6 protein-coding genes are annotated in these 6,991 nt (G+C 72.9%); 1 reads left to right on the top strand and 5 read right to left on the bottom strand.

The window, feature by feature from the left end; genetic code table 11:
* Nucleotides 1-133 precede the first annotated feature (133 nt).
* Genes ACFWBT_RS07730 through ACFWBT_RS07710 form a run of 5 tightly spaced genes read right to left on the bottom strand, consistent with a single transcriptional unit; the run spans nucleotide 134 to nucleotide 5,702 of the window.
* A complete protein-coding gene (locus ACFWBT_RS07730) occupies nucleotides 134-1,444 on the bottom strand; it encodes a DUF58 domain-containing protein (RefSeq protein WP_385697140.1) in 1,311 nt (436 codons plus the stop codon).
* On the bottom strand, nucleotides 1,444-2,433 hold the full coding sequence (locus ACFWBT_RS07725) for an AAA family ATPase (RefSeq protein ID WP_385697138.1): 990 nt from the start codon (nucleotides 2,431-2,433) through the stop codon (nucleotides 1,444-1,446). Before ACFWBT_RS07725 ends, ACFWBT_RS07730 begins: the two co-directional genes overlap by 1 nt.
* Nucleotides 2,433-3,623: a DUF4350 domain-containing protein gene (locus ACFWBT_RS07720; protein ID WP_385697136.1), complete on the bottom strand. Its 1,191-nt coding sequence runs from the start codon at nucleotides 3,621-3,623 to the stop codon at nucleotides 2,433-2,435. The genes ACFWBT_RS07725 and ACFWBT_RS07720 overlap by 1 nt, the downstream gene beginning before the upstream one ends.
* Nucleotides 3,620-4,378: a DUF4129 domain-containing protein gene (locus ACFWBT_RS07715; RefSeq protein WP_385697135.1), complete on the bottom strand. Its 759-nt coding sequence runs from the start codon at nucleotides 4,376-4,378 to the stop codon at nucleotides 3,620-3,622. Before ACFWBT_RS07715 ends, ACFWBT_RS07720 begins: the two co-directional genes overlap by 4 nt.
* Nucleotides 4,379-4,382: 4 nt before the next feature.
* Nucleotides 4,383-5,702 (bottom strand): glycerophosphoryl diester phosphodiesterase membrane domain-containing protein, encoded by a 1,320-nt coding sequence (locus ACFWBT_RS07710; protein WP_385697133.1) that lies wholly within the window; start codon nucleotides 5,700-5,702, stop codon nucleotides 4,383-4,385.
* 141 nt (nucleotides 5,703-5,843) lie between these two features.
* Here ACFWBT_RS07710 and mtnA point away from each other — a divergent pair, with 141 nt between their 5' ends.
* Complete coding sequence (gene mtnA, locus ACFWBT_RS07705; RefSeq protein ID WP_385697132.1) at nucleotides 5,844-6,989, top strand: S-methyl-5-thioribose-1-phosphate isomerase; 1,146 nt, start codon at nucleotides 5,844-5,846, stop codon at nucleotides 6,987-6,989.
* Nucleotides 6,990-6,991 lie beyond the last annotated feature (2 nt).

Below are 6,991 nucleotides of genomic sequence, written 5' to 3'. Positions count from 1 at the left end.
CCCTGTGGGAGAGTAGGACGCCGCCGAACAAATTTTGAAGAAAACCCCCGTACCGGGAAACCGGTACGGGGGTTTTCTGCGTTCAGGGTCCCTTTTCCGGAACCCCAAAGGGTCCGCCCTTTTCTGCTATCGCTTACAAGCGGCCTGCGGACTTCAACGCCAGATAGGCGTCCGCGAGAGCCGGCGCCAGGTTGTCCGGGGTCGCGTCGACGACCGTGACTCCTCGGCGTTGCAGCTGCTCGGCCGTGCGTCGCCGCTCGGCCTCGGCCTGGGCCGCCGCCGCTGCCTCGTACACCGCGTCGGTGTTTCCCCTGGCCTTCGCCATGCCTGCGATGTGCGGGTCCGCGACCGATGCCAGCAACACCGTATGGCGCTGGGTGAGGCTGGAGAGGACGGGGAGCAGGCCCTCCTCGATGGGGGCCGCGTCGAGGCTCGTCAGGAGCACGATCAACGAGCGGCGTGGGGCCGTACGCCGGGCTGTGGCGGTCAGGCCACGGGCGTCCGTTTCCACGAGCTCCGGTTCCAGGCCGGCCATCGCGTTGACCAGGGACGGGAGGACGTCGCCTGCCGCACTGCCCTGGACGAGGGCGCGTACCCGGCGATCGTAGGCGAGGAGGTCCACGCGGTCGCCGGCGCGGGAGGCCAGGGCGGCCAGGAGCAGAGCCGCGTCCATGGAGGCGTCGAGGCGGGGGGCGTCGCCGACGCGGCCCGCGGAGGTGCGGCCGGTGTCGAGGACGAGAAGGATGTGGCGGTCGCGCTCGGGACGCCAGGTGCGTACGGCGACCGTCGTCCGGCGGGCTGTGGCGCGCCAGTCGATGGAACGGGTGTCGTCACCGGGGACGTACTCGCGCAGGCTGTCGAACTCCGTGCCCTCACCGCGTGTCAGCACGCTGGTGCGGCCGTCGAGTTCGCGGAGCCGGGCCAGTTTGGAGGGGAGGTGCTTCCGGCTGGTGAAGGGGGGCAGGACGCGGACGGTCCAGGGGACTTTGTGGCTGCCCTGGCGGGAGAAGAGGCCGAGGGGGCCGTAGGAGCGGATGGTGACGCGGTCGGCCTGGCGGTCGCCGCGGCGCGTGGGGCGCAGACGGGTCGTCAGGCGGCGGCGTTCGCCGGCGGGGACCGTCAGGTGCTGACGGGACGCCGTGACCTCGGTGCCGGGTTCCCAACTGCTCGGCGGCCAGGCGTCGCGGAGGTGCGCGCGCAGGGGGCGGCCGGAGGGATTGGTGACGGTGAGGGTGACGTCCGCGGACTCGCCCAGGCGTACCGAAGTGTCGCCGGAGCGGGTCAGGCCGAGGCGCCGTACGGGAGCCGCGAGGGCGGCGTCGCAGGCGCAGGCCAGGGCCAGGGGGGCGTTCACGGCGAGGATGCCTGTCCAGCTGGGCCCCCAGATGCCGACGGGGAGTGCGCCCAGGGCCGCCAGGAGGGCGGCGCGTCCGGTGAGTGCCATCAGCGGGGGACGGGGACGTGGGCGAGGATCGCGTTGATGACGGAGTCGGCCGTCACGCCCTCCATCTCGGCCTCGGGGCGGAGTTGGATGCGGTGACGGAGGGTGGGCAGGGCCAGGGCCTTCACGTCGTCGGGGATGACGTAGTCCCGGCCGGTCAGCCAGGCCCAGGCGCGGGCGGTGGCGAGCAGAGCGGTCGCGCCGCGCGGGGAGACGCCGAGAGTGAGGGACGGCGACTCGCGGGTGGCGCGGCAGATGTCGACGACGTAGCCGGTGATCTCGGGGGAGACGGATGTCTTGGCGACCGCGGCGCGGGCGGCTTCGAGGTCGGCGGCGCCGGCCACGGGGCGCAGACCTGCGGCGCGCAGGTCGCGCGGGTTGAAGCCCTCGGCGTGGCGGGTGAGGACGTTGATCTCGTCCTGGCGGGAGGGCAGAGGGATCGTCAGTTTGAGGAGGAAGCGGTCCAGTTGGGCCTCGGGGAGGGGATACGTTCCCTCGTACTCGACCGGGTTCTGGGTCGCGGCGACCAGGAAGGGCTCGGGGAGCGGTCGAGGTGTGCCGTCGACCGTGACCTGGCGTTCCTCCATCGCCTCCAGCAGTGACGCCTGGGTCTTGGGAGGCGTGCGGTTGATCTCGTCGGCGAGCAGGAGGTTGGTGAACACCGGGCCGGGCTGGAAGGAGAACTCGGCGGTGCGTGCGTCGTAGACGAGTGAGCCGGTGACGTCGCTCGGCATGAGGTCGGGGGTGAACTGGACGCGCTTGGTGTCGAGTTCCAGTGCGGACGCGAGCGCGCGGACGAGCAGCGTTTTGGCCACGCCGGGGACTCCTTCGAGGAGAACGTGTCCGCGGCAGAGGAGGGCGACGACGAGACCGGTCACGGCGGGGTCCTGGCCGACCACGGCTTTGGCGATCTCGGCGCGCAGGGCTTCCAGGGAGGAGCGGGCGGTGTCCGCGTCCCCGGAGTACCCGGCGTTGTCAGTGGTCGGGTCCATCATGAAATGCGTACCTCTCTTTCGAGGGCGTCGAGTTGGTCGGCAAGGGAGACGAGGGCCGCGTCGTCGCGGGGCGGCGGTCCGAAGAGGAGCGGGAGCAGGGCCTGTCCGTCGCCGTCGAGGCGGGCGGACAGGGCGGGGAGCAGGGCTTCGGGCGTGTGGGCCTGGGCCGGGGGCACGCCGAGGAGGGGGGCGAGGCGGGTGCGGGTGGCGGAGCGCAGAGCGGAGGCCGCGCGGTCGCGGGCGTTGGCCTTGCGGTAGAGGCGGGCGCGGCCTTCGGCGGTTTCGGAGGCGCGGATCGCGACGGGGAGGCGTTCGGGTACGAGGGGGCCCATTCGGCGTGCCCGCCACAGGGCGGCCAGGACCGCCGCGATGAAGAGCTGCAGTGTGCCCCAGAGCCAGCCCGAGGGGAGCAGGTCGAAGAAGCTCTGGTCGCCCGCGTCGGTGGCCGAGTCGTCGGAGAGCGAGGGGAGGTACCAGACCAGGTGGGAGCGGGAGCCGAGGAGTTGGAGAGCGAGCGAGGCGTTGCCCTGCTCGTCGAGGCGGTCGTTGTAGAGGATGTCGGGGGCGCCGAGCACGATGGTGTCGCCGCTTCCGGAGGCCGTCGGTACACGCAGGAGCGTGGGGAGGCCGTCGCTGGGGTAGCAGGCGTCGGTGCCCGGGGCGGCGGAGGCGTAGCGGACGCCGCCCGTGTCGGCGCTGCCCGCCCGGCGGGCGGCGGGCAGGGTGCAGTCGGGGGAGAGCGTCGAGTCGAAACTGACCGCTGGATCGGCGGAGACTCCGGGGGCGAGGGTGCCGACGGAGGGCGATCCGGGGGCGATCAGGATCGTGCGGCCGTTCGAGGTCTCCGTCGTCCTCTTCAGGAGCGTCTGCTGACGCTTGGTCAGCAGGTCGGGTGCGGCGATCAGCAGGGTGGTGTCGGGTGCGGCGGCCGCGCGGGCCTCGCCGAGGGTGGTGACCACGCGCGTGGAGACCCCCTGGTCGGCGAGGAGTTCGGCGACGGCCCGGCTGCCGTAGGGGTCGGCGGAGCGCGGGTCGAGTCGGCCGTGCCGGGCGTCCGAGCGGACCGCGGCCATCACGACGGCGGCCACCAGCAGAAGGACGAGGGCGAGGACGACTCCGCGCGCGCGGGTCCACCACTGGCGGGCGGTGGGCGAGGCCGAGGTGGAGGTGAGGGTGGCCTCGGTCATGAGGCGGCCCCCTGGCGGCTGTCGCGGTTCGTGTTCCGGTTCGTGCTGTGGGTGTTGTCCGTGAGTACGGGCTTGGTGCGCTCCAGGTCGCGGTCGAGCTCGGTGAGGCGCTGGTACGCGCGGGGGTCGCCGGCCCGGCCGCCGTACGTGACGTCGTCGAAGTCCCGTGCCGCGGCGCGCAGTCGGTCCGTGTGGGCGGGCAGGGTGCGGCTCGCGTCCGCGGCTGCCTCGTCGGCCGTGCGGCCGGGCCGCGGGTCGAGCAGGGCGCGTTCCTCCAGGGAGCGGACGATGGCGCGCATCCGCTCCTGGACGGCCTGGGTCCAATGGCCCTGGGCGGCCTGGTCCTCGGCGGCGGCGCGGTGTTCGGCGGCGCTCCTGGGGCGGTCGTCGAAGAGCGTGGCGGAGGAGGCGGGGGTGCGGTGCGGGGTGCCCAGGCGCCACCACAGGGCGGCCACGACCGCCACCACGGCGAGGACGACGACGAGGAGTCCGAGCGTCCCGCCGGGTGTCGCGGCGGAGGCGGCGCCGAACAGTTTGTCGACCCAGTCCCAGAACGCGTTCAGGGCGCGCTGGGCCAGGCCGGGGTCGTTCTCGTGGTACATCCGCTTGGACAGCTCGCGTCTGGCCGCCTCCCGCGCGGGATCGCGCGGCGTCGTCACCGGCGGTTCGTCGCCGCGCGACAGCGCGAGGACGGCTGTCGCACCGGTGTGCGGCCCTGCGAGTACTGCTGTGAGGACGCCCCCCGCCCCGTTCACCGCATCAACTCCCCGGTGTGGTGCCGGAAGCCCCGGTGCCGTGGCCCTGGACACCGGCGGCTCGGGCCAGGTCGAGGTCGAGGGCCTCGCGGCGGATGCGCTGGTCGATGTACAGGAGCACGGTGACGCCCGCGGTGATCGGGAAGGTGAGCATCGCTCCGATCACCGAGCCGACACCGCTCACGATGAGGAAGGTCCAGCCGACGTCGCCGGCGTTGTCGAGGAAGCCGGTGAAGCCGTCGCCGCTCAGCGCCGCGGCCAGGACGGCGAAGGGGATCACGATGATCGACGCCACGATGTTGGCGATGATCGTGGCGAGGAGCTGGATGCCGAACACCCGCCACCAGGAGCCGCGTACAAGTTTCGCGGAGCGGCTCATCGACTTCCGGACGCCCTGCTTCTCCAGCATCAGGGCGGGAGAGGCGAGCGAGAAGCGGATCATCAGCCAGCCGGCGACGACGAGGCCGGCCAGTGCGCCGAGGACGGCGAAAGCAGCACCGGCGTCACCCGAGCCGCCCAGAGCCGCGAGCAGACCGGGGAGGGCGCCGACGCCGACGATCACGACGGCGATGAGCGGCAGCAGGAGGGTCAGGCCGAGCAGCTTCGGCAGCTGGGGACGGGCGTCCCGCCAGGCCTCGCTCGTGGTGACCGGCTTGCCGAGCACCGCGCGGCTGGTCACCGACGTGAGCAGGGCCGTCGCGACGATGGTGGCGAGCAGGGTGATGATCAGGACGGCACCGGTGCTCAGCATGGTGTCGCCGAGAGCCCGGCTCAGCTCCTCGACGGTGGCGCTCGGGTCGTTGAGGGCGTCCGTATCGGCGTTGTCGTCCAGGACGAAGCCCTGGACCAGGATGACCGCGATCTGCGTGACGACGGCGACGGTCAGCGAGATGCCGAGGACCGTGCGCCAGTAGGCGCGCATGGTCGAGACGGCGCCGTCGAGGATCTCGCCGACGCCGAGCGGGCGCAGCGGGATGACGCCGGGCTTGGCGGCGGGCGGTGGTCCGCCCCAGTTGCCGCCCCAGCCGGCGGGGCCACCGGGGCCGCCGTATCCGTGGCCGGGGCCTCCCCAGCCGCCGTGTCCGCCGGGCTGCTGACCGCCCCAGCCCGGACCGGGCGGAGGGGGCGGCGGGGCCTGGCCGGGGCCTTGCGTGCCGGGAGCGGACCACTGGGCGGGTGGGGGCTGCTCCTTGGACCACTTCGAGGGCTGCTCGGGTTGGTTCGCTCCGCCCTGGCCTACGGGCTGCGGGGTGCCGGAGGAATCAGGCTCCTCTCCGCCGGAGGGGGCGGATCCGGGCGAGGCCCAGCCCGGAGTGTCGTTCATCGTCGCTCCTTCACGGTGCCCGTCCCGCGGTCGCGGCGGCAGGTTGGCAGCCATCGTGCCACGGTGTGTGCGGCAAGGGAGCGGCCCCTGTATGGGCTGCACACCTTCAATTGTCCGCCGGGTACGGGGCAGACTGGACGGATGGCTGATCACTACGCGCAATCCCGCGAGGACAGCGGGCCGACGGAGATACCCGCGATCCGCTGGCACGAGCCGCCCGAAGGCCCTGTCCTGATCCTTCTCGACCAGACGCGGCTTCCCGCCGAGGAGGTCGAGCTGGTGTGCACCGACGCGCCCGCGCTGGTGGAGGCGATCCGCACGCTCGCGGTGCGCGGGGCGCCGCTGCTCGGGATCGCCGGGGCGTACGGCGTCGCGCTGGCCGCCGTACGCGGCTTCGACGTGGACGAGGCCGCTCTCGGGCTGGCCGGTGCCCGGCCGACCGCCGTGAACCTCGCGGTCGGGGTGCGCCGGGCGCAGGCCGCCTACCGGGCGGCGCTCTCCGGGGGCGGCGATCAGGAGGCGGCCGCCGCGGCCGCGCTCGCCGCGGCACGGGCGCTGCACCGGGAGGACGCCGAGGCCAGCGCGCGCATGGCCGGGCACGGGCTGGCACTGCTCGACGAACTGCTGCCGGGCGGCGGGCACCGGGTGCTCACGCACTGCAACACCGGGGCGCTGGTGTCCGGTGGGGAGGGCACGGCGTTCGCCGTGGCGCTCGCGGCGCATCGGGCGGGGCAACTGCGGCGGCTCTGGGTGGACGAGACGCGGCCGTTGCTGCAGGGCGCTCGCCTGACGGCGTACGAGGCGGCTCGCAACGGAATGGCGTACACCTTGCTCACCGACAGTGCGGCGGGTTCGCTGTTCTCGACCGGTGAGGTGGACGCGGTGCTGATCGGTGCCGACCGCATCGCGGCCGACGGTTCGGTGGCGAACAAGGTGGGGAGCTATCCGCTCGCGGTGCTGGCGAGGTACCACCATGTGCCGTTCATCGTGGTGGCGCCGGTGACGACGATCGACCCGGACACGCCCGACGGGGCGTCCATCGAGGTCGAGCAGCGCGCCGGTCATGAAGTGACGGAGATCACGGCACCACAGGTGCCGGTGGTGGGAGTCGAGGCGGGAGGCGGTATACCTGTGGCACCCCTGGGGACCCAGGCGTACAACCCGGCGTTCGATGTGACGCCGCCGGAGTTGATCACGGCGATCGTCACCGAAGAGGGCGTTGTTTCGCCCGTGACGGCTGAGGCTCTCGCCGAGCTGTGTGACTTGTCACGCCAGGTAACGATTTAGTT

The organism is Streptomyces sp. NPDC060027 (assembly GCF_042737005.1).
Taxonomy (GTDB): domain Bacteria; phylum Actinomycetota; class Actinomycetes; order Streptomycetales; family Streptomycetaceae; genus Streptomyces.
The sequence above is the reverse complement of the archived record's forward strand: the minus strand, read 5'-3'. Positions and strand labels throughout refer to the sequence as shown.